The following is a 25824-nucleotide window of genomic DNA, read 5'->3' on the forward strand; positions in this document are numbered from 1 at the left end:
TTATCCAAGATAAAAAGCTCTGAGTAATCAGGGCTTTTTTATTTTATAGACAGGATTCAATTCGTGAACTTTTTAGCAATGATCAAAGACTTCTCTAAGGGACGTTTATCTTGGCTTTTACTGCTGGCTTTTATTGTCTTTTTTGAAGCGTGCGCTCTCTTCTTCCAACACGTGATGATGCTTGGTCCTTGCGTGATGTGTATCTATGAGCGCGTTGCTATGCTCGCTATCGGTGTTGCCGCCATGATTGGTGCGATTGCCCCGAATAACCCAATATCACGCTGGTTAGGCCTTGCTAGCTGGGGATTTGGCGCATACAAAGGTTTGATGCTTGCTTTAGAGCACGTCGATTACCAGTTCAATCCGTCCCCTTTCGCAACCTGCGACTTATTCGTAACCTTCCCTAGCTGGGCGCCTTTAAACCAATGGGCTCCGTGGATGTTTGAGGCTTACGGCGATTGCAGCAAGGTTGTGTGGCAGTTCTTCGATCTTTCTATGCCTCAGTGGCTAGTAATTATCTTTGCAGGTAACTTGGTTGCTTTCGGTATTGTGGTTATTTCTCAATTTGTGAAGTCGAAAAACGACTAACAGTAAGCCGTTGACACTTGGACAACAAAAAAGTCGACCACGAGGTCGACTTTTTTATTACTTAAGCTTTTGAACATATTAAGAGAGTCTGTTATTCACACAAACTAAGTTGCTCAACAAGCCGTGATTAGCTGCTTTTACCGCAGCATTGTTTAAACTTCTTGCCGCTTTCACAAGGGCAAAGGTCGTTTCGACCAATGTCTTTAAACGGGTTCACGCTCTGGGACTTATTGCCCAACATAGCTTCATCCGCTGCCATTGCCACTTCTGAGATCATCAGATCGACTTGACCCACTAAATCGGCAAGCGATGGTGGGTTAGTAAGCCCTGCAGCGATCATTTGTTGTTGAGTTTGCTCTTCATCAATCGCAAGCATCAAGGTGGTTAAGAGTGCTTGCAACATGCGCAGAGTACCATCCGCGACTGTCACGCTCTGCCACTGCTCTTCCACTGTTGGCCAAACCATCATGAAGCCTTCAGAAAAATCAGCGAACTGTTCGTTAAAGTCACCTTCAGCCAGTACGTCTGTTAATAGGTATTCATTACGCTGAATCAGGTTGTGCTGGCGATTAATCTGTTCTGTCACCGTTGTTACCAGCTCTTTACCCGCTTCAGGCGCAACGATAACCAGCCACTCTTCTGGATCGAGTGGTTTGGTCGCTAAGTTAGAGGCAAGGATTGCACCTTCCATAAACTGCGGAGTAATGTCAGTGATTGATTCTGGTAGGCTTAATAATTGATATGTCATGAAAGCTCTGGATATTGGGCATTTTCGATATTATAACGCCATCCTCCCAAAGATGTCGCTATTAAGAGACGAAACCATCATTAAGACATGCACCACACTCATAGTGACAATTCTGTAAGCACACCGTACAATCACGCCTCGAATTTTTCGGTTCATTCAGTTTTGGTAAAGCAACATGCGCGTAATACTTGGCCCTATGGAGGGCGTTCTAGACCACCTAATGCGTGAAATTCTCACAGAGATTAATGATTACGATCTCTGTGTGACAGAGTTTGTGCGCGTCGTAGATCAACTTCTTCCCCCGCATGTGTTCCACCGTATTTGCCCTGAGCTACATCAAGGCTCTCAGACCATGGCTGGTGTGCCAATCCATCTCCAACTTCTAGGGCAACACCCAAATTGGATGGCCGAGAATGCTTTTCAAGCTGCTAGCTTAGGCGCGAAAGGGATCGATCTTAATTTTGGTTGCCCAGCAAAAGCGGTCAACAAAAGTAATGGTGGCGCTTCATTGCTAAAAGAGCCAGAGCTCATCTATCAAGTGGTGAACGCCTGTCGAGAAGCGGTACCGGCACACATTCCTGTGTCCGCAAAGATTCGATTAGGTTGGGAGCATCCGGAAGAGTGCTTTGAAATCGTCGATGCCATCGAACAAGCCAAAGCTGACGAACTCACCGTGCATGCAAGAACCAAAGTTGGCGGCTATAAAGCCAGCGAAATCAAATGGGACTTCATCAATCAAATAAGAGAAAAAACATCTCTGCCGTTGATTGCTAATGGGGAGATCTGGAACTATCAAGATGGTCAAGATTGCATAGAAGCAACAGGCGTCGATTCATTAATGGTCTGCCGTGGTGCTTTCAATATTCCAAACCTTGGTAACGTCGTTAAGCACAACCACCAGAAAATGCCGTGGGATAAAGTCATTGAACTTTTGCTGCGCTATTCAGAGTTTCAAATTAAAGGGGACAAAGGCATGTACTACCCCAATAGAGTGAAGCAGTGGTTTGTTTATCTAAGTAAAGGCTACCCTGAAGCGAACGAACTGTTTAAAGAAATTCGTACTTTCAAAAAGGCGCCACCGATTGTAGAACGCCTTCAGCGTTATCAAGAAGAACGCCGCCAACCTGTTTAAGATTATGTTTAGGGTTAAATACCCAACGCTACAAACGTGTTTACCGGTGCAAATAAGCTTTGCTTGGTAGACACGTTCGCTCTTCCCTCTTTCATTTTCATTTTCATTTTCATTTTCATTTTCATACAAAGCATCGATTCAATAACGTGGTTAAAATTCAAGACGGTCTTTACCCGTCGTCTTAGCCACGTACAGCTTTTCATCGGCGTACTTAAATATCTCATCGAAGTTAAGTTTACTTTGCTCAGTTTCAACAATGCAGACACCGCCAGACACCGTAAATCCATTTGGAATAATGTCGGCTGAAGTGGAACAAATCGCATTCTTCACTCGCTCTAATGTTCTCATCAAAGTTTCACGATCTTCGCCTTTCATATAAACGACAAACTCTTCACCGCCAAACCGTGCTGCAACGTCACTGCTTCGAATACTGTTGCTGATCTGACGCGACATATAACGAATCACATCATCCCCCTTATCGTGGCCGTAGGTGTCGTTAATTGACTTAAAATCATCAATATCGAAGACGGTTAATGCAAACAGTTGATCGTGCTCTACACTGCGCCAGAACGCTTCTAAGCCACGACGATTCAATAACCCTGTCATAGGGTCTTTGGCTGCGAGATCTTTGAAGTAACCACGTTCAATATTGGAATTGACGTAGAAGAAGATGGTTACTGAGAACAGATACACAATGATGGCAACAATAAGGCTGTCTTTCTCGTAGACGAAAAAGTGCTCAACCTCTTTCGCGATGTCTAATTTGTAATACATCGCATGGTGAGACGAGACACCATCCAGTTTGATCTCGTGATAAAACGCCGCAGAATCTACCGGAGTCGCTAAAGTGGTATCAATGATATCGATCCGACCTGCAAGATGCTCATTCGAGTTTGCGAGCAGCTTGTCAGCATTAATATCCACCGACAGCATCCCTTGGTGAACGCCTTTATGGAATACAGGGATCGTCATACTGATTATACGGTCAAGGGAATCAAAACGATAACCAGGGCCTGAAAGGGTGAGTTGGTCAGGGTTGTTGGCTGTTTTCTGCCAATAAGGACGACTCTTTATGGTCGAGAGTAACTCTTTGCTCAGCCCTTTGGCAAAACCTTCAGGTGAAGAGATCACATAGCCGCTCGTATCAATAAAGTGCACGCCGGCATGGTATTCATCAAGCTGGGATAAAAATGAAAGAATAGGAGCTAACGCTATTTTTTCTGACGCGCTCTTATAACTATCACTGCTTTCAGAACAAAGAGACTCTTGACCAATTAGCATATAGTCGATATCGACAGAGGGAATGTCTGAGGTTTTACCGTCGGCAAGTAGCAATACATCAATAGGCCAGATTTGGCAAAGACCATCCACAACATGTTTGTTGTGATCAAGAAAGAGAGGGTTTCCTGATTTATAATAGTTGGAGAAGCTGTAGTCTAGGGCTGTCGCCACTTTTGTGGTTCTTTTGAACACATCTTCAATACGATGAAACTCACTACTGATATCTTTTTCTACCGCGTCAAAATGATTCTTTCCTATTAGGCCAAGTAACATCGCGGCGATCACAGCGGGAAACCCGAAAACAAAGGTTAGGCTAAAGTGCCTATTTACTTTCATATAATGTGCTCTTAGCGTTCAGCTATTTTCATTTTCCCCATTAATATTATTACATTAATCGGCAATTCGCTCGACGTAAAATAATGTAAATTGATATTAACGACACACCTAACGGTCAAATAACCGCTTACAAATGAATAAAATAGAGAAGCGCCAACATATAGAGCAGGTGAGTTTGTTATCTGAGCCCATTTCAATGCTGTTAATAATATGACTTATGGCCTATTAGCTCACCTAACACCAAACTCAATTCACCGGCTAATGACCGCACGCTCAATCACAGATTGAGGCACTGTCACGCCAAGCTCACGAGCAGCATCTAGGTTGACCACCAGCTGAGAGCTCTGCGCAGTTTTGACACTCAACTTCCCGGGCTTCTGTCCTTCCAAAATGGCTGCGACATAATCCGCGGTCTGAACCCCAACATCATAATAATCTAGACCTAAACCAGCAATCGCTCCCTTTCCGACATAAGATGTGGCGCCTGCGACGACTGGCGTATCTGCATGGTTAGCCGCTTTGATAAGACCCTCCATGCCGCTTGCAACCGTATTATCGGTCAAGGCATAGATAACATCGGACTTCTTAGCAATGGATTCTGCTTTTGCTTCGACATCGTCAACAGTCAGCGCTTTTTCGGTGTGAAGTGTATAACCGAAATCTCGAGTTGCCTTTCTCAATAACCCAACTAACGCAACGGCATTTGCTTCTGCTGGGTTGTAAACTACACCGATTGAATTAGCTTCAGGGAGCAGTTCTTTGATTAATGACACATGCTGAGTGATCGGAGATAAGTCAGAAAGCCCCGTGACATTACGCCCCGGCTTTTCTAATTGTTTAACGAGCCTAGCGCCGATAGGATCCGTAACCGCGGTAAACACGATAGGAATCGAGCGAGTCGCCGACACTAAGGCTTGTGAAGTCGGTGTCGCGATACCAACAAGTACATGTGGATTTTCACTGACGAGCTCTCTGGCAATCTTGGCTGCCTGAGCCGGGTTACCATTCGCCATTTCATAGGAGAATTCTAAGTTCTTACCGGGTTCATAACCATTGGCTCTCAATCCTTCAAGAAGCCCTAAACGTGTCGCATTCAGATCTGGATGGTCAACAACTTGTGAAACCGACACTTTGGCAACGTTTGCCATTGCATTGCCAGTCCATAGCAACATCAAGCAACTTAAAACCGCTGCCAATACCTTTCTTACAGAACTCATTATCGCTCCCTGAATCAAGCTCTACCCGTCATTACTCGCTCAAAGAGAACAACATCAAAATCACTATTGACATTATTACCAGTAACCATTGATAACTTGAAGTGATATTTAACAAAAATACAACAAGGCTCGAGTTATGTGAGAAAGGTTATATTGACTTCGGAGGAAGGTAAGAAACCAAGTGAATAAGGACAGGTAAGCTAAACGGAAAGTAATCGAGGTAACAAAAAGAGGAGCAAATCTGAGAACAAGCTATAGAAGATGAATAGTTGTTCTCAGACAAGAGGGAGAGCTGGGATTCTTTAGAACCAACGCTCCATTGAGGATTTATCTAACTGACGAAAGGCACGATTTAAAATGATTGCCAATTCTTTATAGCGAGGGCGCGGCTTCATAGGCTCTAACGCAAAACCCGTTTCAGTGATCTTTTCATGCAGTTCGCGGTACCACGATACTAGCGCCGGCGGAAGTTGTGTATTTGAGCGATTGCCCAACCACCACATACCTTGTAGCGGCAAGCTGATCGCAAACAAAGCCATAACCACAGCCTGTGGCATCGCTTGGTAATTATTAAAGACCATTTGTGTAAGAACACTGATAGCGGCAATCGCAGGCATCACTTTCACGCCAAAACGGGTCGCTTTAATAATGCGTTGTTCTGGGAAGATCGCGTTTAACTCTTTTCGGACGGGCCAGAGATCCATGTACTTTTGGCCATCTTTTAAACTACTAGCTAAACCAACTCTATTGCTCATATGAGTCTCCCATTAAAAAAAAGTTGAAATCATCAACTAAAAACACAAAAATTTGACGAAAAATAATATTCTTTCAAATTTTTTTGTTATATTTGCACAATATCGCTATTATTTGCAGACCTCAATCTCATTGTTGCCCTTATTTACAATTTAAGCAACTTTGAGAAGACTTCTGCAAGGAATGCACAAGCCTCTTTTTGATAAAGAGCGCTTTCACTTTATACGGAAATTAACGTTTTTTTGACCAAGGTTAGTACGCAAGCCTATGTGCTTCGACTATTCTTGAGATTAATTTTCATCCTTAACTGATTTCGATCAGAAAAATAAACAGGTAGTCATTAATGTCTAAGCTAGTTTTAGTTTTAAACTGTGGTAGTTCTTCTCTTAAATTCGCTGTTGTTGATGCAGAAACAGGTGCGGAGCACCTAACTGGTCTTGCTGAGTGTCTAGGTCTTCCAGAAGCTCGTATGAAGTGGAAACTTGATGGCAAGCATGAAGCACAACTAGGCGCGGGCGCAGCTCACGTAGAAGCACTATCTTTCATGGTAGAAACTATTCTTGCTTCTAAGCCTGAGCTTAAAGCTAACCTTGGCGCTATCGGTCACCGTATCGTACACGGTGGCGAGCAGTTCACTTCTTCTGCACTTATCACTGATGAAGTTCTTAAGGGTATTCAAGACGCTGCGACTTTCGCACCTCTTCACAACCCTGCTCACCTTATCGGTATCGAAGCGGCTCAACAGAACTTCCCTGGTCTACAAAACGTTGCTGTTTTTGACACTGCGTTCCACCAAACAATGCCTTCTGAGTCTTACCTATACGCTCTACCGTACAACCTGTACAAAGAGCACGGCATCCGTCGTTACGGCATGCACGGTACTTCTCACCTATTCATCACTCGTGAAGTTGCAGGCCTACTAAACAAGCCAGTTGAAGAAGTTAACATCATCAACTGTCACCTAGGTAACGGCGCTTCTGTTTGTGCTATCAAGAACGGTCAATCTGTAGATACTTCTATGGGTCTTACTCCTCTTGAAGGTCTTGTAATGGGTACTCGTTGTGGTGACCTAGATCCTGCGATCATCTTCCACCTACACGACGCTCTTGGTTACTCTGTTGAAGAAATCAACAACATGCTAACTAAAGAGTCTGGTCTTGCTGGTCTAACTGAAGTGACTTCTGACTGCCGTTTCGTTGAAGACAACTACGGTGAGAAAGAAGAAGCAACTCGTGCAATGGACGTGTTCTGTCACCGTCTAGCTAAGTACGTTGCTGGTTACACTGCAACTCTAGAAGGTCGTCTAGACGCAATCACTTTCACTGGCGGCATCGGCGAGAACTCAGGCCCAATCCGTGAAATGGTTCTAAACCGCCTAGGCATCTTCGGCATCGAAGTTGACGGTGAAGCTAACCTTAAAGCTCGTTTCGGCGGCGAAGGTACTATCACTACAGCTAACAGCCGTATCCCTGCAATGGTTATCTCTACTAACGAAGAGCTAGTAATTGCTGAAGACACTGCGAAACTAGCAGGTCTTTAATTGATTTTCCTGACTAGCTTCACTCGAAGCTAGTCAGTTTTTCATATCAAGAAAATGGGGCTCAACTTCTATTCCTACCCCAATTTAAATATCGGTGGGAATAGCAGTTGAGCTTTTTTTATTTCCAATAGTCAAAGGTGTTCGTCAATGTCACGTACTATTATGCTTATCCCTACAAGCGCTGGTGTTGGTCTTACTAGTGTTAGCATGGGTGTTCTTCGCGCTATGGAGCGTAAGGGCGTAAGTGTTTCTTTCTACAAGCCAATCGCTCAGCCTCGCAGCGGTGGTAACCAACCAGATCTAACGTCTACTATCATCAGCGCAAACAGCGACATTAAGATTGGTGAGCCAATCGCAATGACTAAAGCTGAAGCTTTGATCGGTAGCGAAAAAATGGACGAACTTCTTGAGTCTGTTGTTGAGCAATACAACAAGATCAACAAAGACGCAGAAGTTACGCTAATCGAAGGTCTAGTACCTACTCGTAAGCACCCATTTGCTAACCAAGTGAACGCGGAAATCGCAAAAACACTTGGCGCGGAGATCGTATTCGTTGCGACTCCTGGTACTGACAACCCTACGCAGCTTAAAGAGCGTATAGAAGTAGCATGTTCTAACTTCGGCGGTACTAAGAACAAAAACATCAAAGGCGTAATCATCAACAAGCTTAACGCTCCTGTTGATGAGGCTGGCCGTACTCGCCCTGACCTATCTGAAATCTTTGATGATGCAGACAGCGCTCAGCAAGCGAACCTTGAAGTAATGCAAATCTTCAACTCTAGCCCTATCCGTGTTCTTGGCTGCGTGCCATGGAGCATCGATCTAATCGCAACTCGTGCGGTTGATATGGCTAAGCACCTTAACGCTGAAATCGTTAACGAAGGTGAAATCTCAACTCGTCGTATTAAGAGCATCACTTTCTGTGCACGTTCTCTACCGCACATGATTGAGCACTTCAAACCAGGCTCACTGCTAGTAACTTCTGCAGACCGTCCTGACGTTATCGTTGCTGCGGCTCTTGCTGCGAAAAACGGTGTTGAGATTGGCGCAATCCTGCTTACTGGCGGTTACGACATTCCAGAAAGCATTGCTAACCTTTGTGCACCAGCATTCGCTTCAGGTCTACCGATCTTCAAGGCTCAAGGTAACACTTGGCAGACATCTCTAAACCTACAGAGCTTCAACCTAGAAGTTCCTGCAGACGATAAAGAGCGTATCGAGTTCGTTAACGATCACGTTGCAAGCCACATTGATGGCCCTTGGATTGATTCTCTATCTGAAGGTACTCAAGGCATCCGTCGTCTAAGCCCACCAGCATTCCGTTACCAGCTAACTGAATTTGCTCGTAAAGCGGCTAAGCGCATCGTTCTTCCTGAAGGTGATGAGCCACGTACAGTTAAAGCTGCGGCTATCTGTGCTGAGCGCGGTATCGCAACGTGTGTACTTCTAGGTAACCCTGAAGAAATCCGTCGCGTTGCAGCGCAGCAAGGTGTTGAGCTTGGCGCTGGCGTTGAGATCATCGATTCTGCATCAGTTCGCGAAAACTACGTAGCTCGTCTAGTAGAACTTCGTGGCGCTAAAGGTATGACTGAAGTTGTTGCTCGTGAGAAGCTAGAAGATTCAGTATTCCTAGGTACTATGATGCTTGAAGCTGGCGAAGTTGACGGCCTAGTTTCTGGTGCTGTTCACACAACGGCGAACACTATCGTTCCTCCGTTCCAGATCATCAAGACTGCTCCTGATGCTTCTATCGTATCTTCGATCTTCTTCATGCTTCTGCCTGATCAAGTTCTTGTATACGGTGACTGTGCGATCAACCCAGATCCAACAGCTGAACAGCTTGCTGAAATCGCTATCCAATCTGCAGATTCTGCTGCGGCATTCGGTATCGACCCACGCGTTGCTATGATCTCTTACTCTACTGGTGAATCTGGTAAGGGTGCAGACGTAGATAAAGTACGTGAAGCGACGAAGCTTGCTCAAGAGAAACGTCCAGATCTAGTGATCGACGGTCCTCTACAATACGATGCTGCTATCATGGAAAACGTTGCTGCTTCTAAAGCACCGAACTCTCCAGTAGCTGGTAAAGCGACTGTATTCGTATTCCCAGACCTAAACACTGGTAACACGACTTACAAAGCGGTACAACGTTCAGCAGATCTAGTATCTATCGGTCCAATGCTTCAAGGTATGCGCAAGCCAGTAAATGACTTGTCTCGTGGCGCTCTAGTAGACGACATCGTTTACACAGTAGCTCTAACGGCTATCCAAGCAGACCAAGCTGCGCAAGCTGAAGAAAAAGTAGTTAACTAATTTTCTTTTTCAGAAAGCAAAAACCCTAGATGTTTATCTAGGGTTTTTTTACGCCTGAAGAAAAGCGGATTAATTAATGATTCTAACCACGTCCGTGAGGCGAATCTAAATCCAGATCAGGCCCTTTAGGCACCACTTGAGTCGGGTTGATGCCCGTATGGCTGTAATAGTAGTGGCGCTTGATGTGGTAGAAATCCGTCGTCTCTTTAATACCCTCTATTTGATAGAGCTCTTTTAGATAACCTTGGATATGTTTGTAATCCGCAATTCGTTGCTTGTTACACTTGAAGTGACCCACATACACAGCATCGAATCGAACCAAGGTCGTGAACAACCGCCAATCCGCTTCAGTAACCTGCTCTCCCGCTAAATAACGTTTCTCACTAAGATGCGCATCCACTTTATCTAACGCTTCAAATAACGCTTCATACGCCTCTTCGTAGGCTTCTTGTGTTGTCGCAAAGCCGGTTCGGTATACGCCGTTGTTGATGTTTGGGTAGATATAATCATTCCACTCATCAATCTTCTTGGACAACTCCCACGGGTAGTAATCATCGGTGTTACCCGTTAGCTCGTTAAACTCTGAGTTAAACATGCGAATGATTTCAGACGACTCGTTACTCACAATGGTGTTGGTTTTCTTATCCCACAGCACAGGTACCGTTACTCTACCCGAGTAGTCAGGCTTGGCTTGAGTGTAGATTTGGTGCATGCGGGTATGGCCAAATAGAGGTTCAGGTAACCCCATTTGCCAACCTTCACTCATCATGTCTGGGCAAACAACCGTCACGTCAATGTGATCGGTTAGGTCTTTCAGCTCACGGAAGATAAGGGTTCGGTGCGCCCAAGGGCAAGCCAATGATACGTATAAGTGATAACGGCCGCTTTCCGGCTGAAACTGCGCGCCCGGTTTGTTCTCTATCCAGTGACGAAAGCCCGCATCTTCACGAACAAACTTACCACCGCTTTCTTTGGTGTCGTACCACACATCGTGCCAAACACCTTCAACTAACTTACCCATATCCAAACCTCTGTCATCGAAACTTTTCTCTAGTATAAAAAAAGCCAACTTTTTCAAAACTAGAAGAAGTTGGCTTAGTTGTTCGAATATTTTGATGAAGCTTGTTGAGCGAACCAATAAGCCTAAGACAAAAAAAGCGCGACTCTAATAACTAGTCGCGCTTAAGCCTGTCACAGGCTGAACCGTTTTAAATAGGCTCTAGACTTGTACGTGCAAGCAAGATACTGCGTGAACGTCATCGCCTTGAATCGTTGGCTTAGTTTGCGCACACGCCTCTGTTGCTTGTGGGCAACGAGTACGGAACACACAACCTGATGGCGGATTGATTGGCGATGGGAGATCACCTTCCAACATCTGAATGGTTTTGCTGCGCTCTAAGCGTGGGTCTGGAATTGGAACTGCAGACATCAACGCTTTGGTGTATGGGTGCTTAGGATCAGAGAACAATGCATCTGATTCGCCAAGTTCTACCGCGTTACCTAGGTACATCACCAATACACGGTCAGAGATGTGTTTAACCACTGACAAGTCGTGCGCGATGAATACCAAAGACAAACCAAGTTCTTTCTGTAGCTCTTTCAGAAGGTTAACTACTTGAGCTTGGATAGATACATCCAGTGCAGAAACAGGTTCATCACAGATGATCATCTTAGGTTTCAAGATTAGCGCACGTGCAATACCAATACGCTGACACTGACCACCAGAGAATTCATGAGGGTAACGGTTGATTACGTTGGGTAGTAGACCAACCTTTGCCATCATCTCTTTAACTCTGTCCTTCACTTCTTGTTTAGAAAGTTCAGGGAAGAAAGTCTCTAGAGGCTCAGCAATAATATCGCCTACTGACATACGTGGGTTAAGCGATGCTAGCGGGTCTTGGAAGATCATCTGAATCTCTTTACGAGTCTCACGACGCTTCACTTCCTGCATCTTAGTTAGGTCTTGACCTAACCACATCACTTGACCTTCAGTCGCTTCAACCAAGCCGATAATCGCACGGGCAAAAGTCGACTTACCACAACCAGACTCACCTACTACACCCAGAGTCTCTCCTTCGTAAAGGTGAACATCAACACCATCAACCGCTTTAAGGTTTGATGGTTTTGCCCAAGGCCAAGCAGACTTAGCTGCAATGCTAAAGTGAACTTTCAGGTCTTTAATATCTAATAGTAATTCTTTACTCATTTTGTCCAAGTCTCCCAATCTGAAAAACAAGCACGCTGACGGTCTTTAGCAAATGGCTGCAAAATCGGTGCTTCTTGCTTACAACGGTCCATTACACGGTGACAACGGTCTTGGTAAGGACAACCTGTTGGTAGGCGAAGTAAGTTAGGTGGGTTACCTGGAATCGTCGGTAGAATTTCACCTTCGGTATCCAAACGAGGAATCGCTTTAAGCAGGCCTTCCGCATATGGGTGGCTTGGCTCGTAGAAGATTTCATCAACCGTGCCGTACTCCATTGTACGACCCGCGTACATCACAAGTACTTTGTCACATGAGCCAGCAACAACACCCAAGTCATGGGTGATCATGATGATTGCCGTATTGAACTCATCTTTAAGTTCGTTCAGCAATTCCATGATTTGCGCTTGAATGGTTACATCCAGTGCCGTTGTTGGTTCATCAGCGATAAGTAATTTAGGACGACACAGCAGTGCCATTGCGATCATCACACGCTGACGCATACCGCCAGAAAATTCGTGTGGGTACATGGTGATACGCTTACGTGCTTCAGGGATTTTAACCGCTTCAAGCATGCGTACTGATTCTTCAAACGCCTCTGCTTTACCCATGCCTTTGTGCAGCATAAGTACTTCCATCAACTGATCACTTACTTTCATGTAAGGGTTCAGTGAGGTCATTGGATCTTGGAAGATCATCGCGATCTGTTCAGCACGAACCTTGTTCAGTGCTTTTTCAGGCAGGTTGAGAATTTCATTGCCTTCAAACTTTGCACTGCCTGAGATGATGCCGTTCTTAGCCAGCAGCCCCATCAGTGCAAATACCGTTTGTGATTTACCTGAACCCGACTCACCAACAATACCCAGCGTTTCGCCTTGGTTAAGTGAGAAGTTCAAGTCGTTTACTGCGGTTACGATACCATCTTGTGTGGTAAATTCGACGCGCAGATCTTTGACATCTAATAAGCTCATTATTGCTTCCTTAATCTTTTATAGCTTTTAATTGCTATTTCGTTATCTGTCTTTTGGATCAAGCGCGTCGCGCAGACCATCACCTACGTAGTTAAAGCAGAACAGCGTAACTACCATGAATGCCGCAGGGAATGTCAATTGCCAGATTGCAACTTCCATTGTTTGCGAACCTTCTTGAAGCAATGCGCCCCAGCTTGTCATAGGCTCTTGAACACCAAGACCAAGGAAAGATAAGAATGATTCTGTAAGGATCATGCTTGGAATAAGCAACGTAGAGTAAACCGCTACGATACCCAGTACGTTCGGTACGATGTGACGTGTAATGATCTTCCATTTGCTTACACCACATACGTGTGCAGCTTCAATGAACTCTTTACTACGTAGGCTCAACGTTTGACCACGTACAATACGCGCCATATCTAGCCAAGCAATCGCACCAATAGCAACGAAGATTAGGACGATGTTACGACCAAAGAACGTTACCAGTACGATTACTAGGAACATGAATGGCACTGCGTACAAGATCTCTAGGATACGCATCATCACTCGGTCAGTACGACCGCCGATGAAGCCTGAAGCTGCACCGTAAAGCGTACCAATCAGTACCGCTACGAAGGCACCCATCACACCAACCATCAATGAGATACGACCACCGATAAGAGTACGAACGTACAAATCACGGCCTAAGCTATCAGTACCAAACCAGTGGTCCGCGCTTGGCGCTGCATGCATTGCGTACCAGTCAGTATCATCATAAGTGTACTGAGCAAGCATCGGTAAGAAGATAACCGCCAGTACCATAAGCGTAAGAATAAACAGGCTTACCATTGCCGCTTTGTTTCGCATAAAACGAATGCGGGCATCCTGCCACAAACTGCGACCTTCAATCTCTAAGCTCTCAGAGAACTTTTCGATCGCTTCTAAATTTTCTTTTTTCTTCAACATAACCATGCGTCCCTGTTAGTAGCGAATTTTCGGGTCAATTAGCGCTAGCAAAATATCAACGATTGCGTTGAACAAGATGAATAGGAAACCAATCAAGATGGTTACACCCATTACTAGCGAGTAGTCACGGTTAAACGCGGCGTTAACAAACAGCTTGCCGATACCTGGTAGGCCGAAGATGGTTTCAACAACAACAGAACCTGTAATGATACCTACAAACGCAGGTCCCATATAAGAAACGACAGGCAGCAGTGCTGGCTTCAGTGCATGTTTTAGAACGATGTAACGGTAACTTAGGCCTTTTGCACGAGCAGTTCGGATAAAGTTACTGTTTAGCGTTTCAATCATGCTACCGCGAGTAATACGAGCAAATGTGGCTACGTAAAGAAGAGACATCGCGATAACTGGCAGGACGATGTACATATAAGTACCGCCGTGCCAACCACCTGCTGGGAATATGTTCCAGTGCAGAGAGAACAGGTAAATAAGCGCTGGAGCCAACACGAAGGATGGCATTACTACCCCGAGCATAGCGGTCGACATTATGGTGTAGTCAATCCAGGTGTTGTGCTTCAAGGCGGCAATCGTCCCGACCGATACTCCCATAATCAGGGTAAAGATAAAGGCAATAAAACCTACCTTCGCAGATACTGGAAGTGCGACTGCGATCAGCTCATTTACGGTGTAATCTTGATATTTGAATGATGGACCAAAGTCACCTTGAACGATGTTAGTCAAGTACGTGGTGTACTGTTCAAATACAGGTTTATCTAAGCCGTATTTAGCTTCGATGTTAGCCATAACTTCTGGCGGTAATGGGCGTTCGCTCGAAAACGGGTTACCCGGTGCAAAACGCATGAGAAAGAAAGATATAGTGATCAACACCAACATGGTTGGAATCGCTTCGAATATCCTTTTCATAATGAATTTAAGCATAAACTCACTCTTTTCAGTCTGTGACAATTAAAAATTAAATAGACACTGCGTGCGATTTCTCGCACACAGGTCTAAGTTAGTTATATTTTATTTTTATAGGAGGTTATTTTGCTTTGATATAAAGATCTTTTGAATAGATCTTATCTTCGGCGTTACCTTCTGGGTAACCACCTAGCTGAGGTGATACAAGACGTGTTGTAACGTACTGGTAGACTGGAGCAATTGGCATGTCTTTAGCTAGCAATTTTTCTGCTTCGATGTATAGCTTAGTACGCTCTTCTTCTGAAGTAGAGCTTAGTGCTTTATCGATAATCTTGTCATAGTCTGCGCTCTTATAGTGCTGACCAGCAGTTGTATTTTGACTAACCATCAATGTTAGGAATGAAGATGCTTCATTGTAGTCACCACACCAACCTGCACGAGCAACGTCAAAGTTACCAGTATCTTTACTGTCTAGATATGATTTCCACTCTTGGTTTTCGAGTTTCGCGTTAATACCAAGCTCTTTCTTCCACATTGATGCGATTGCTACAGCAAGCTTCTTGTGGTTTTCAGACGTGTTGTAAAGCAGGTTAAATTCAAGTGGGTTGCTCTTCGTGTAGCCCGCTTCTTCAAGAAGACGCTTCGCTTCAGCAATACGCTCTTTTTGAGAAAGTTGACCATACTCTGGAGTTACCGGGTCAAAACCAGCAGTAATTTCAGGAGTCAAGAAGTAAGCTGGTTTTTGACCTTGACCAAGAATCGCTTTCGTCACGATGTCACGATCCATCGCATAAGACATTGCTTTACGAACACGTACGTCGTCGAAAGGTGCTTTCTGTGCATTAAATTGGTAGTAATAAGTACACAGGTTACCCTTAATGTTTACATCTTCTGGGTATTCTTTCTGTAAGCGACGGAAGTGCTCGTTAGGAACTTCGTATGTGAAATCTAGTTCGCCAGAGAGGAAGCGGTTCATTTCCGCTACTTGGTTTTCGATTGGTAAGAATGTTACTTTGTTAAGAACTGTATGTTCGTTATCCCAATAATTTTCGTTGCGTACTAGTTCAAGACGCTCGTTAACTACCCATTGATTTGGAACAAATGCACCATTACCAACAAAGTTTTCAGGCTTAGTCCACTGGTCACCGAATTTTTCAACAGTTGCTTTATGTACTGGCTTCACTGTTGTGTGACCCATCATCATTACGAAATATGGGACAGCTGTATCTAAAGTCACTTCTAACGTGTAGTCATCTAAAGCTTTAACGCCTAGTTCACTCTTGTCTTTCTTACCCGCAACGATGTCTTTCGCATTCGCCATCTTGGTATATTCCATGTACCAAGCGTATGGAGAAGCAGTTAAAGGATCAACCGCACGTTGGAAGCTGTAAACGAAGTCATTTGCCGTTACAGGATCGCCGTTAGACCATTTTGCGTCTTTACGTAGGTGGAAAGTGAATGTTTTGTTGTCTGTCGTTTCCCAGCTTTCAGCTACTCCTGGGATAGTATTGCCGTCGCCATCTTGGTTCACTAAACCTTCTAGAAGGTCACGAATTACGTGAGATTCTGGTACACCTTGAGATTTGTGAGGGTCGAGTGTTGCTACTTCAGTACCATTACCGCGAACCAGTTCCTGAACTTTTGCCAGTTCTGTGCCTGCTGGAACTTCAGCAGCGATAGAAAGAGTAGAAGAGGCAGCCACTGCCAAACCAGCACCTAGAAGAAGGGCCTGAGTGATTTTATTCTTGTACATTTAATAAACTCCAAGTTTTATGTATTGCATCCATGACTTCTTTGCTTGGTTCACTGAACGGCAGTGATTTAGATTTATTTAGCTCAAAATTTAAGCATAAAAATCTAAAACCTTACAAAGATTGAGGCACACACTATCAACCATTGAAGTAATTTGCCACAAACAAGTCGCAAAAAATCGGATAATTCTCCGAAATACTTAAGGTATCAGTGTAAATATCTAAAAAATCCCAAATCAGTAGTGACTTGCATAGAGGGATTAATTAAAAAACAGCCTTTAGTGTTGATGTGTCTGTGTTGATGCTTTTTTTTAGCATCTTATGCTAGAACACTGAGCGCAAATTAACATTAATGCCACATGAAATCTAATTGCACATCACATATCACCTAAACCGTCTACACTATTTGTGAGGATAATCACTTTATACAAGACAGCATAATGCTCTGCACCAAACCGGGTTATCCAATGCACCAATCAAGACAAAATTACGCGCTGAATTTATATGCAACCACAATGAATTATCATTTATCAAATCAATGATTATCTATAAATAGATTTATAGCAGGTACAAAAAAACCGACCTAAGTGGTCGGTTTTTGACTGTCTCATATACAAATGAGTAAATGCTGAAGCAACATCACTTTAAGAGAAATTACTTCTCCCAGCGTTCCGCTGCTTTCGTGTCTGAATCACGAGAATCAACCCAACGCGTCGTTTCGGTCGTGCGTTCCTTTTTCCAAAAGGGAGCCTTGGTTTTCAGGAAGTCCATAACGAATTCACAGGCTTCAAATGCAGCACCACGGTGTGCACTGGATACACCAACGTAAACAATCTGGTCGCCGATATCTAAGTCACCTACACGGTGGATAACACGCATCTTCTGAATAGGCCAGCGAGCCTCAGCTTGGTCACAGATCTCGCTCAGTGATTTTTCTGTCATACCCGGATAGTGCTCCAGAGACAAACCAATCACATTGTCGCCAAGGTTCATGTCGCGAACTTTACCAACGAACGTCACAATCGCTCCGGCAGCTGTACCTTGAGCCAAGTAGTCGTATTCGTCGCCTACCGAGAAGTCCTCAGCTGTCACTAATACTCTTGGATCCATGCTTAGCCTCCAGTCACTGGTGGGAAGAAAGCCACTTCGTCGCCGTCTTTCACTTCAGCTGTCAGAGGTACGATTGATTGGTTAAGTGCAGCCAGAAGCTTCCCCTCTTCCAATGCGATATCCCATTTGCCTTCTTGTGTCACAAGATGACTACGAATCGCTTCAATCGTCTTAAATTGTGCATCAACTTCAACGCTGTCCACACCAACAAGTTCACGAGTTTGAGCAAAGAAAAGTACTGTAATCATGACTCCACCTTAAAGTGACCAGATTTACCACCTGTCTTCTCTAGCAGGCGCACGTTTTCGATAACAATGTCTTTCTGAACAGCTTTACACATATCGTAAATCGTTAACGCAGCCACAGAAGCAGCCGTTAGCGCTTCCATCTCTACGCCCGTCTTACCCGCAAGCTTACAAACAGATTCGATGCGAACCTTGTTTTCAGACTCGATAGCTTCAAGCTGCACTTCTACTTTAGTTAATAGCAGAGGGTGACACAGGGGAATCAGATCCCACGTCTTCTTCGCCGCTTGAATACCCGCAATACGTGCCGTTGCGAAAACATCACCTTTATGGTGGCTACCAGAGACAATCAGCTCTAGCGTTTCTGCCGACATTTGAACGAAGGCTTCCGCTCTCGCTTCACGTACTGTTTCCGCTTTAGCCGATACATCGACCATGTTTGCTTCGCCAGACGCGTTAATGTGTGTAAATTGGCTCATACTCAAACCGCCTTATACAGAAAGGTGTGGCATGAAGTTACAAGGACGGTGGCTAGCATCCATCTGTTGCTTGATGATCTTAGTCCAACCGGTGCGGCAAGCGCCTGTAGAACCTGGCATCGCAAAGATAACCGTGTGGTTAGCAAAACCCGCAATCGCACGAGATTGAATTGTCGAAGTACCGATCTCTTCGTAAGATACTTGACGGAATAGCTCACCAAAGCCTTCTACTTCTTTGTCGAACAGTGGCTTAAGCGCTTCAGGCGTACTGTCACGAGAAGTGAAACCAGTACCACCCGTGATCATGATAGCTTGTACGCTTTCATCAGCGATCCATTTAGATACGATCGCACGGATCTTGTACATGTCATCAATAACGATTTGCTTATCAACCACGTTGTGACCCGCTTCTTTAGCATGCTCTGCTAGGTAACCGCCTGAAGTGTCGTTTTCTTCTGTACGAGTATCTGAAACCGTTAGTACTGCGATGTTTGCTGCTTGGAATTTGCTTTCTGCGTGACCCATTTGTTCACCTATATAAATTTTTCATTAGACTGATTCGCCCAGCCTGAAGAAGCTGAGCGATAAAATGCTTTAGAGTGTGTAGCGGGTTAACCGCCGATTGACGCCAAGTTTGGAGTCATGCCGCTGTTGCCATCGTGTAAGAAGTGGCTAACGGACTTGGTTTGAAGCTGAGCCTGAATTCGATCAATGAGTTCTTGCTCTTGTTGATCTTCTTGAATCAGATCTCTCAGTTCAACACCATGGTCGCCAAACAGACATAAGTGAAGTTTACCGGTCGCAGAAACGCGCAGTCGGTTACAACTCTCACAAAAGTCTTTCTCGTAAGGCATGATCAAACCGATTTCACCCTTGTAGTCTGGGTGGACAAACACTTGCGCCGGGCCATCGTTAACGGCTTTGACTTTTAACAGCCAACCATTAGCAATAAGCTGGTTGCGAATCGCAACGCCAGACACATGATGTTTATCGAACAACTCGTCCATCTCGCCGGTTTTCATCAGCTCGATAAAACGTAATTGAATAGGTTTGTCTTTGATCCAATTAAGGAAGGCTGGTAATTCCTGACTATTGAGGTCTTTCATTAATACGACGTTGACTTTGACTTGTTCAAAGCCAACCTCAAACGCTTTATCAATGCCTCGCATAACCTCAGTAAACTTATTCTCACCAGTGATCTGATGGAACATGCGCGAATCTAAACTATCCACGCTCACGTTTATATGGGTTAAACCAGCATCACGCCATTGCCCTACTTGTTTCTCCATGCGGTAGCCATTCGTTGTGGTGGCTACTTTTTCGATGCCTGGGGTAGAAGCAACGGTATGTATGATTTCAGGAAAGTCTTTACGCAGACTCGGCTCTCCGCCTGTAATGCGGATCTTTGAGGTACCACAATCTGCAAACGCTTTAACAACGCGTTTGATCTCGGGAACACTTAAAAAAGACGAGTTTTTTTGCCCTGACGGTTTGTAACCATCTGGCAAGCAGTAAGTACATTTAAAGTTACAGACGTCTGTAACCGACAAGCGCAAGTAATAAAACTTGCGATGGAATCTATCTTCGAATTGTTGCGCCACGGAACACCTTTCCAAACACGGGAGGCATAATCATTTCCAATTAAGCCCTTGTGACAACATGTCACTGGCTCTTGATGCGTATCGGTACAGCAAATACCACTGTGCGACTTAGCATGCGAGAGCTCGGAGTTATGGCAACTGAGCGTTATATTCACACGCGCAGTAGCTGAGTAATAAAATACTTAATATTTGTACGTGAATCTAGCTCTGATGGTAAAAAACGGGTCACATCGGCAAAAAAAACGTATCAAACGCTCAAAATAACTCTTGTTGAGTATATAGCGAGAAGCATTTAACCTAAATTATAGTTGGTAATAACCTAACAAGAACAATAAATGAATATTTACTCTTCAAAGAAAGTCGTAGCAATCGGCGGTGGCCATGGCTTAGGTCGCATGTTAGCTGCATTAAAAGACTTTGGTAACAACGCAACTGGCATTGTTGCAACGACAGATAACGGCGGTTCCACCGGACGTATTAGAGATTGCCAAGGTGGCATCGCATGGGGAGATACACGCAACTGTATCAACCAATTAATCACAGAGCCTTCAATCAGTTCGATGATGTTCGAATACCGCTTTCGTGGTCAAGGTGAGCTAGACGGTCATAACTTGGGTAACCTAATGCTGACGGCGTTAGACAACCTTTCCGTTCGCCCATTGGAAGCAATTAACCTGATTCGAAATATGCTCAAGGTCGATGTCAATATCGTGCCGATGACTGAGCATCCTTCAGACCTCACGGCTCTATCAATGGACGGCCGCTGGGTTACCGGCGAAACCAACGTTGATGACATGACGGAAAAGCTGCGCATGATGGACTTGTCTCCAGAAGTGCCAGCAACCAAAGAAGCCGTTGCTGCCGTTGAGCAAGCAGACTGCATTGTCCTTGGCCCTGGAAGCTTTTTAACCAGTGTGATGCCCCCTCTTCTCCTTCCAGAGATTGGCAAAGCAATCTCTGAGAACACCAAGGCAAAAGTTATCTTCGTTGAAAACCTTTCACCAGAGCACGGTCCCGCAGGGAAAATGACGCTTCAAGAGCAATTGGAGTGGTGTGAACGTACCTGTAAGGCAAGGAAAATAGACATCGTGTTAGGCAATGAACCTCACCCGGAACTAGAAGTGCAATGGAATTGTGTGACCACAGATCTTGCATCGGCAAACCGAGATTGGCGACACGACCGTGTGAAGCTTCAACAAGCCATTGAAGCCCAGTTGGCGTAGCCATAGGTTCAAGCGACAAACAACAAAAAAGGAGCATGCTGCTCCTTTTTTAATCTCAGTAATAACTCGCTGTTTTAAAGGTCCGTCATCAACTGCTGATATTCAGTGTACGTCGATAACAGGAGGTCTTGCATATCTTGAAAATCAATCTCGGTTACAGGCAACGCTTGCTTCACTTTTGCGTCTAAGCTAATCGCAAAACTACACAAAGAATCCGCACCAAAGCTTGCTGCGCTGCTCTTAAGCGCATGACTGATATCAGCCAAGTACTTAGAGGTATCCGACTCTTTATTTATCTCTAGGTGTTCGTAGTAGCCTTTCAACTCACCTAAAAAGATTTCCAGTAAAACCGGGACATTCTCTTGGCCTATTTCGCCGGCAAGCTCATCAACTTTTTGCTGATTTAATACTTTCGTCATTATTATTTTCTTATTGTTTGTTGATTACTGCTTCGCATTCCACGTTTGCAACTTACGGTATATCGTCGATGGACTGACATCTAAGAAACCTGCCGCACGAGGGATGTTGCCATCACACGCTTTAATGGCCTGCTCGATAGCCGTTTTCTCAGTGATCCACAATGGGAAAATATCTTTTACCGTGATGTCTTCATTCTGCTTCTCTTTCAATCGCAGACTGTTTTCAATCGGTTGGTTCAACGGTGGTGGAAGCATGTTGAGAGTAATCTCTTTGCCGTTATTCAAAACCACCACGTTCCGCAACACGTTTTGTAGCTGACGAACGTTACCCGGCCACTCATATTGATTAAAGCGATCAAGTACTTCCTGAGCAAAACGTACAAACGCCTTCCCCTCCTCGACCGACATATAGCCTAGCAGAGAATACGCGATCTCGATGACATCTTCACCACGCTCACGCAATGGCGGCAAGTGCAATGGAATCACGTATAAACGATAGTATAAATCTTCTCTAAAGCGACCTTCTTGTACTTCTTTCCAAGGGTCACGGTTGGTCGCACACACAAAACGAACGTCGACACTCTTCATCTTCGAAGAGCCGACTTTTTGGAAAGTACCGGTTTGGATAAAGCGCAGCAGCTTGGTTTGCAGCTCTAAGTCCATTTCGCACAGTTCATCAAGGAACAGTGTTCCACCATCAGCAAGCTCAGCAGCACCTTGGCGATCGGTCGCAGCACCGGTAAAGGCACCTTTAACGTGGCCAAACAGCTCACTTTCAATCAGGTCTTTAGGGATAGCGGCACAGTTAATCGCGATGAACGGCTTATCGCCACGCTTACTCGCCGCATGAATGGCTTCTGCACATACCTCTTTACCGGTACCACTTTCACCAGTAATGAAAATGCTCGCCTTACTCGATGCAGCAGAATCGATAGTTCGGTAAACCTGCTGCATGGTTTGGCTGCTGCCGATAAAACCTTGGTAGTTCTGGTTTCCCGGGTGTTCCGAGCTATTTTTAAGTTTGGTGGCTTTGCGGATCGCATTATTCACCGTAATACGGAGTCGGTCGGCTTCACACGGTTTGATAAGGAAATCTTGAGAGCCATGACGCATCGCTTCTACAGCGGTATCGATAGAGCCGTGAGCCGTCATGAAGATAACTGGAACTTCAGGGTATTTTTGTTTTACAGCAAATAGTACGTCCATACCCGTCATATCAGGCAGACGTAGATCTAATAAAATAAGGTCTGGGATTCGATGATTCAAACTCTCGATTGCATCGCGGCCAGTGCCGACAATGTTGATATCAATTTCGAGCGGTGTAAGATACGAGCGATATAAAGCTGCTACCGAAGCGGTATCCTCTACCATCAACAAATACTTCGATTTGTTATCTAGCGTTTTTGATTGCATATCCTAGCCATTTATAATTTGCATTTCTTATTATAGTCGCATTCCGCTTTGCATTATGCAAATATTAGCCACAGTATTTGTAGTGTGTTTTTTTACTTGCTTCAAACAATCAATGTTTTATCTATCTGGCACGAACGATGCAACGGTATAAATGACCTTCGGGTCACCTAGCCAACTGACGTTGTTAGTGGACCGATTGTTCACAAACGTAAGCCAGTAGAACATTTACTACTGGCTGTTTTTTTGTCTGAAACACTCTCAATTCTTGTGTTGAGGGGGATCAATTCTCGAGCGAAAAGTGAGATTAGCTGTTGGTAATAAACTGCTTTCTTAACTGATCAATTTCATCACGCTTCTGTGCGGCCAATTCAAATTCCAGATTCTGAGCATGCTGATACATCGCAGATTCTAGCTTGCTGATCTCTTTATCAAGCTGTTGCGGCGTAAGTACGGCATAACTTTCAGAAGGCTCTGCCACCTTAGATAGTGGAACTTGTTTCGATTGGCGCTGCTGCTTCGACTTGGTTAGATCACCCAGTTCCATAATGTCTTTGATATTGCGTTTCAACGCTTGCGGAGTGATGCCTTGCTCTTCGTTGTAGGCTTGCTGTTTCTCGCGACGACGATCGGTTTCATCAATCGCTTTTCTCATCGACTTAGTAATCGAATCACCATAAAGGATTGCTCGACCTTCCAAGTTACGAGCAGCACGACCAATGGTTTGAATCAGAGAACGCTCAGAACGCAAGAAGCCCTCTTTATCTGCATCAAGAATCGCCACCAGCGACACTTCAGGCATATCCAAACCTTCACGAAGTAAGTTAATGCCCACTAACACATCGAACTTGCCCAAACGTAGGTCTCGGATGATCTCTACACGCTCAACGGTATCGATATCCGAGTGCAAGTAACGCACTTTAACGCCGTGCTCACTTAGGTATTCGGTTAAGTCTTCTGCCATTATCTTGGTCAACGTGGTAACCAAAACACGCTCTTCTTTCACTGAACGGATTCTGATTTCAGACAGCAAGTCATCCACCTGCGTCGCGACAGGTCTTACTTCGATGATTGGGTCTAACAGACCAGTAGGACGTACCACTTGATCAGCAATCTCGCCATCTGATTTTTCAATCTCGTAATTACCTGGTGTTGCCGACACAAAAATCGTTTGTGGGGCTATAGACTCAAATTCTTCAAACTTCATTGGACGGTTATCCAATGCAGAAGGCAGTCTAAAACCAAACTCGACCAAGGTTTCTTTACGAGAACGGTCACCTTTATACATCGCACCAATTTGCGGCACAGTCACGTGTGACTCATCGATGATCAGCAAACCATCATCAGGCAGGTAGTCAAATAACGTTGGCGGCGCTTCCCCTTCCGCACGGCCGCTCAAGTATCGTGAATAGTTTTCGATACCGGAACAGAAGCCAAGCTCAGTCATCATCTCAATATCAAACTGAGTTCTTTGAGAGATACGCTGCTCTTCCAAAAGCTTATTGTTGTCTTTTAAGTATTGAGCACGATCGCGCAGTTCGTCCTTGATGTTCTCAATCGCCTCAAGGATTTTTTCTCTTGGCGTTACATAGTGAGTTTTTGGATAAACCGTAAAGCGCGGCAAGTCTCTTTGTTTCACCGCACCAGTCAGAGGATCAAAAATACTAATGCAGTCCACTTCGTCATCGAACATCTCAATTCGAACCGCATCTTGGTCAGATTCAGCCGGAAAGATATCAATCACCTCACCACGAACACGGAACTGACCACGTTCAAAGGCGACATCGTTTCTTGAATATTGCAGCTCAGCCAAACGGCGCAAAATATCACGCTGGTCCATCACCTCGCCACGACTCAAATGAAGCATCATCTTCAAATAAGACTTAGGATCACCCAGACCGTAGATAGCCGACACAGAAGCCACAATGATGGCGTCTTTTCGTTCTAATAAGGCTTTGGTTGCCGAAAGCCTCATTTGTTCGATATGAGCGTTCACAGACGCATCTTTCTCGATGAACGTGTCCGTGGTTGGAACGTAGGCTTCAGGTTGGTAGTAATCGTAGTAAGAAACGAAATACTCAACGGCATTGTTTGGAAAGAAAGATTTCATCTCACCGTAAAGTTGAGCCGCCAATGTCTTGTTAGGCGCTAACAGAATCGCAGGTCTTTGAGATTGGGAAATGACGTTGGCAAGGGTAAAGGTTTTACCTGAGCCCGTTACCCCTAGTAGAGTTTGATGTGCCAAACCAGAATCTAATCCGTCTAGTAATTTGGTTATCGCTGTCGGCTGATCACCGGACGGGCTGTAGTCCGATACCAAGTCAAAGAGTTTACTCATAGGTCGCCATTTCCATACTGTTTTTTTAATCAGGTCATTGTCACTCTAGGAGGAGTGTCGTTGCAACAATTATCTAGAGAAATGCATCTTAAGATCAGAGATCAGTTATAGCTTTTATTTTTAGAACTTGGTATTATCCGTGCCCTGCAAAGTTTCCCCAGCTAAATTACTCGAATTTTAATCCACTACTTTTCCCCAAAAAACCTAAAAATACCGCTTGTTTTACTGTTCGTTTTATAATCTACAAAAGTTATAGAATTGCGACATTTTGCTATAAATCTTTTAAATACATTACGTTAGATA

Annotated in this window: 23 protein-coding genes and 1 riboswitch; of the genes, 5 read left to right on the plus strand and 18 right to left on the minus strand. The window is 44.6% G+C overall.

Annotation, left to right across the window (positions count from 1 at the left end; genetic code table 11):
* The first annotated feature begins 78 nt into the window (after positions 1-78).
* Positions 79-588: a disulfide bond formation protein DsbB gene (dsbB, locus tag AB4517_RS06065; protein WP_102394342.1), complete on the plus strand. Its 510-nt coding sequence runs from the start codon at positions 79-81 to the stop codon at positions 586-588.
* A gap of 127 nt (positions 589-715) precedes the next feature.
* On the opposite strand, the gene AB4517_RS06070 is transcribed toward dsbB, so the two are convergent.
* Positions 716-1336 (minus strand): YecA family protein, encoded by a 621-nt coding sequence (locus tag AB4517_RS06070; RefSeq protein ID WP_017062164.1) that lies wholly within the window; start codon positions 1334-1336, stop codon positions 716-718.
* Between the two features lie 175 nt (positions 1337-1511).
* Between AB4517_RS06070 and dusC the strand changes: the two genes are divergently transcribed.
* Entirely contained in the window at positions 1512-2468 is a 957-nt protein-coding gene (gene dusC, locus AB4517_RS06075) for a tRNA dihydrouridine(16) synthase DusC (protein WP_017069187.1), read from the plus strand.
* 150 nt (positions 2469-2618) lie between these two features.
* On the opposite strand, the gene AB4517_RS06080 is transcribed toward dusC, so the two are convergent.
* The 3 genes from AB4517_RS06080 to yfbV all read right to left on the minus strand — a co-directional run bounded on the left by AB4517_RS06080 (position 2619) and on the right by yfbV (position 6057).
* Complete coding sequence (locus AB4517_RS06080) at positions 2619-4085, minus strand: sensor domain-containing diguanylate cyclase (RefSeq protein WP_229647109.1); 1467 nt, start codon at positions 4083-4085, stop codon at positions 2619-2621.
* Positions 4086-4336: 251 nt separating this feature from the next.
* Complete coding sequence (locus AB4517_RS06085; protein WP_017062167.1) at positions 4337-5302, minus strand: ABC transporter substrate-binding protein; 966 nt, start codon at positions 5300-5302, stop codon at positions 4337-4339.
* Between the two features lie 302 nt (positions 5303-5604).
* On the minus strand, positions 5605-6057 hold the full coding sequence (gene yfbV / locus AB4517_RS06090; protein ID WP_017062168.1) for a terminus macrodomain insulation protein YfbV: 453 nt from the start codon (positions 6055-6057) through the stop codon (positions 5605-5607).
* A gap of 341 nt (positions 6058-6398) precedes the next feature.
* Between yfbV and AB4517_RS06095 the strand changes: the two genes are divergently transcribed.
* Both AB4517_RS06095 and pta read left to right on the plus strand, forming a co-directional pair.
* On the plus strand, positions 6399-7595 hold the full coding sequence (locus AB4517_RS06095; protein ID WP_017107306.1) for an acetate kinase: 1197 nt from the start codon (positions 6399-6401) through the stop codon (positions 7593-7595).
* Positions 7596-7742: 147 nt separating this feature from the next.
* Positions 7743-9908 carry a phosphate acetyltransferase gene (gene pta / locus AB4517_RS06100; RefSeq protein WP_017062170.1) on the plus strand — a complete coding sequence of 722 codons (2166 nt, stop codon included), beginning with the start codon at positions 7743-7745 and terminating at the stop codon, positions 9906-9908.
* A gap of 82 nt (positions 9909-9990) precedes the next feature.
* Here pta and AB4517_RS06105 read toward each other — a convergent pair whose 3' ends face one another.
* From AB4517_RS06105 to moaA, 11 genes are all read right to left on the minus strand, one after another.
* Positions 9991-10929, minus strand: coding sequence for a glutathione S-transferase family protein (locus tag AB4517_RS06105; protein ID WP_372148060.1), 939 nt, complete (start codon positions 10927-10929; stop codon positions 9991-9993).
* 198 nt (positions 10930-11127) lie between these two features.
* Entirely contained in the window at positions 11128-12114 is a 987-nt protein-coding gene (gene oppF, locus AB4517_RS06110; protein WP_017062172.1) for a murein tripeptide/oligopeptide ABC transporter ATP binding protein OppF, read from the minus strand.
* Positions 12111-13082, minus strand: a complete 972-nt coding sequence (locus AB4517_RS06115; RefSeq protein ID WP_012603544.1) for an ABC transporter ATP-binding protein — start codon at positions 13080-13082, stop codon at positions 12111-12113. Before AB4517_RS06115 ends, oppF begins: the two co-directional genes overlap by 4 nt.
* 42 nt (positions 13083-13124) lie before the next feature.
* Entirely contained in the window at positions 13125-14027 is a 903-nt protein-coding gene (oppC, locus tag AB4517_RS06120) for an oligopeptide ABC transporter permease OppC (protein ID WP_017067675.1), read from the minus strand.
* A 15-nt stretch (positions 14028-14042) separates the two neighbouring features.
* Entirely contained in the window at positions 14043-14963 is a 921-nt protein-coding gene (gene oppB / locus AB4517_RS06125) for an oligopeptide ABC transporter permease OppB (RefSeq protein ID WP_017067676.1), read from the minus strand.
* A 103-nt stretch (positions 14964-15066) separates the two neighbouring features.
* Positions 15067-16698, minus strand: coding sequence for an ABC transporter substrate-binding protein (locus AB4517_RS06130; protein WP_372084079.1), 1632 nt, complete (start codon positions 16696-16698; stop codon positions 15067-15069).
* A 652-nt stretch (positions 16699-17350) separates the two neighbouring features.
* Positions 17351-17806, minus strand: a complete 456-nt coding sequence (moaE, locus tag AB4517_RS06135) for a molybdopterin synthase catalytic subunit MoaE (RefSeq protein WP_017062176.1) — start codon at positions 17804-17806, stop codon at positions 17351-17353.
* 2 nt (positions 17807-17808) lie between these two features.
* The gene (gene moaD / locus AB4517_RS06140) at positions 17809-18054 is read right to left on the minus strand and encodes a molybdopterin synthase sulfur carrier subunit (protein ID WP_017063465.1); all 246 of its coding nucleotides are present in this window, start codon (positions 18052-18054) and stop codon (positions 17809-17811) included.
* Positions 18051-18530: a cyclic pyranopterin monophosphate synthase MoaC gene (gene moaC, locus AB4517_RS06145; RefSeq protein ID WP_004734026.1), complete on the minus strand. Its 480-nt coding sequence runs from the start codon at positions 18528-18530 to the stop codon at positions 18051-18053. The genes moaD and moaC overlap by 4 nt, the downstream gene beginning before the upstream one ends.
* Positions 18531-18542: 12 nt before the next feature.
* Positions 18543-19055 carry a molybdenum cofactor biosynthesis protein B gene (gene moaB, locus AB4517_RS06150; protein WP_004734027.1) on the minus strand — a complete coding sequence of 171 codons (513 nt, stop codon included), beginning with the start codon at positions 19053-19055 and terminating at the stop codon, positions 18543-18545.
* A gap of 86 nt (positions 19056-19141) precedes the next feature.
* The gene (gene moaA, locus AB4517_RS06155; RefSeq protein ID WP_009848642.1) at positions 19142-20131 is read right to left on the minus strand and encodes a GTP 3',8-cyclase MoaA; all 990 of its coding nucleotides are present in this window, start codon (positions 20129-20131) and stop codon (positions 19142-19144) included.
* Positions 20120-20272, minus strand: a riboswitch (molybdenum cofactor riboswitch). (Overlaps the previous gene by 12 nt.)
* A gap of 194 nt (positions 20273-20466) precedes the next feature.
* Between moaA and AB4517_RS06160 the strand changes: the two genes are divergently transcribed.
* Positions 20467-21354, plus strand: a complete 888-nt coding sequence (locus AB4517_RS06160) for a YvcK family protein (RefSeq protein WP_017062178.1) — start codon at positions 20467-20469, stop codon at positions 21352-21354.
* Positions 21355-21428: 74 nt separating this feature from the next.
* Here AB4517_RS06160 and luxU read toward each other — a convergent pair whose 3' ends face one another.
* The 3 genes from luxU to uvrB all read right to left on the minus strand — a co-directional run bounded on the left by luxU (position 21429) and on the right by uvrB (position 25521).
* The gene (luxU, locus tag AB4517_RS06165; RefSeq protein ID WP_017062179.1) at positions 21429-21773 is read right to left on the minus strand and encodes a quorum-sensing phosphorelay protein LuxU; all 345 of its coding nucleotides are present in this window, start codon (positions 21771-21773) and stop codon (positions 21429-21431) included.
* 24 nt (positions 21774-21797) lie between these two features.
* On the minus strand, positions 21798-23186 hold the full coding sequence (gene luxO, locus AB4517_RS06170) for a quorum-sensing sigma-54 dependent transcriptional regulator LuxO (protein ID WP_004734031.1): 1389 nt from the start codon (positions 23184-23186) through the stop codon (positions 21798-21800).
* A gap of 304 nt (positions 23187-23490) precedes the next feature.
* Positions 23491-25521 (minus strand): excinuclease ABC subunit UvrB, encoded by a 2031-nt coding sequence (gene uvrB, locus AB4517_RS06175; RefSeq protein WP_372148061.1) that lies wholly within the window; start codon positions 25519-25521, stop codon positions 23491-23493.
* Between the last annotated feature and the right edge of the window lie 303 nt (positions 25522-25824).

It is taken from the genome of Vibrio sp. 10N.222.52.C3 (genome assembly GCF_041474195.1).
Taxonomy (GTDB): Bacteria; Pseudomonadota; Gammaproteobacteria; order Enterobacterales; family Vibrionaceae; genus Vibrio; species Vibrio crassostreae_C.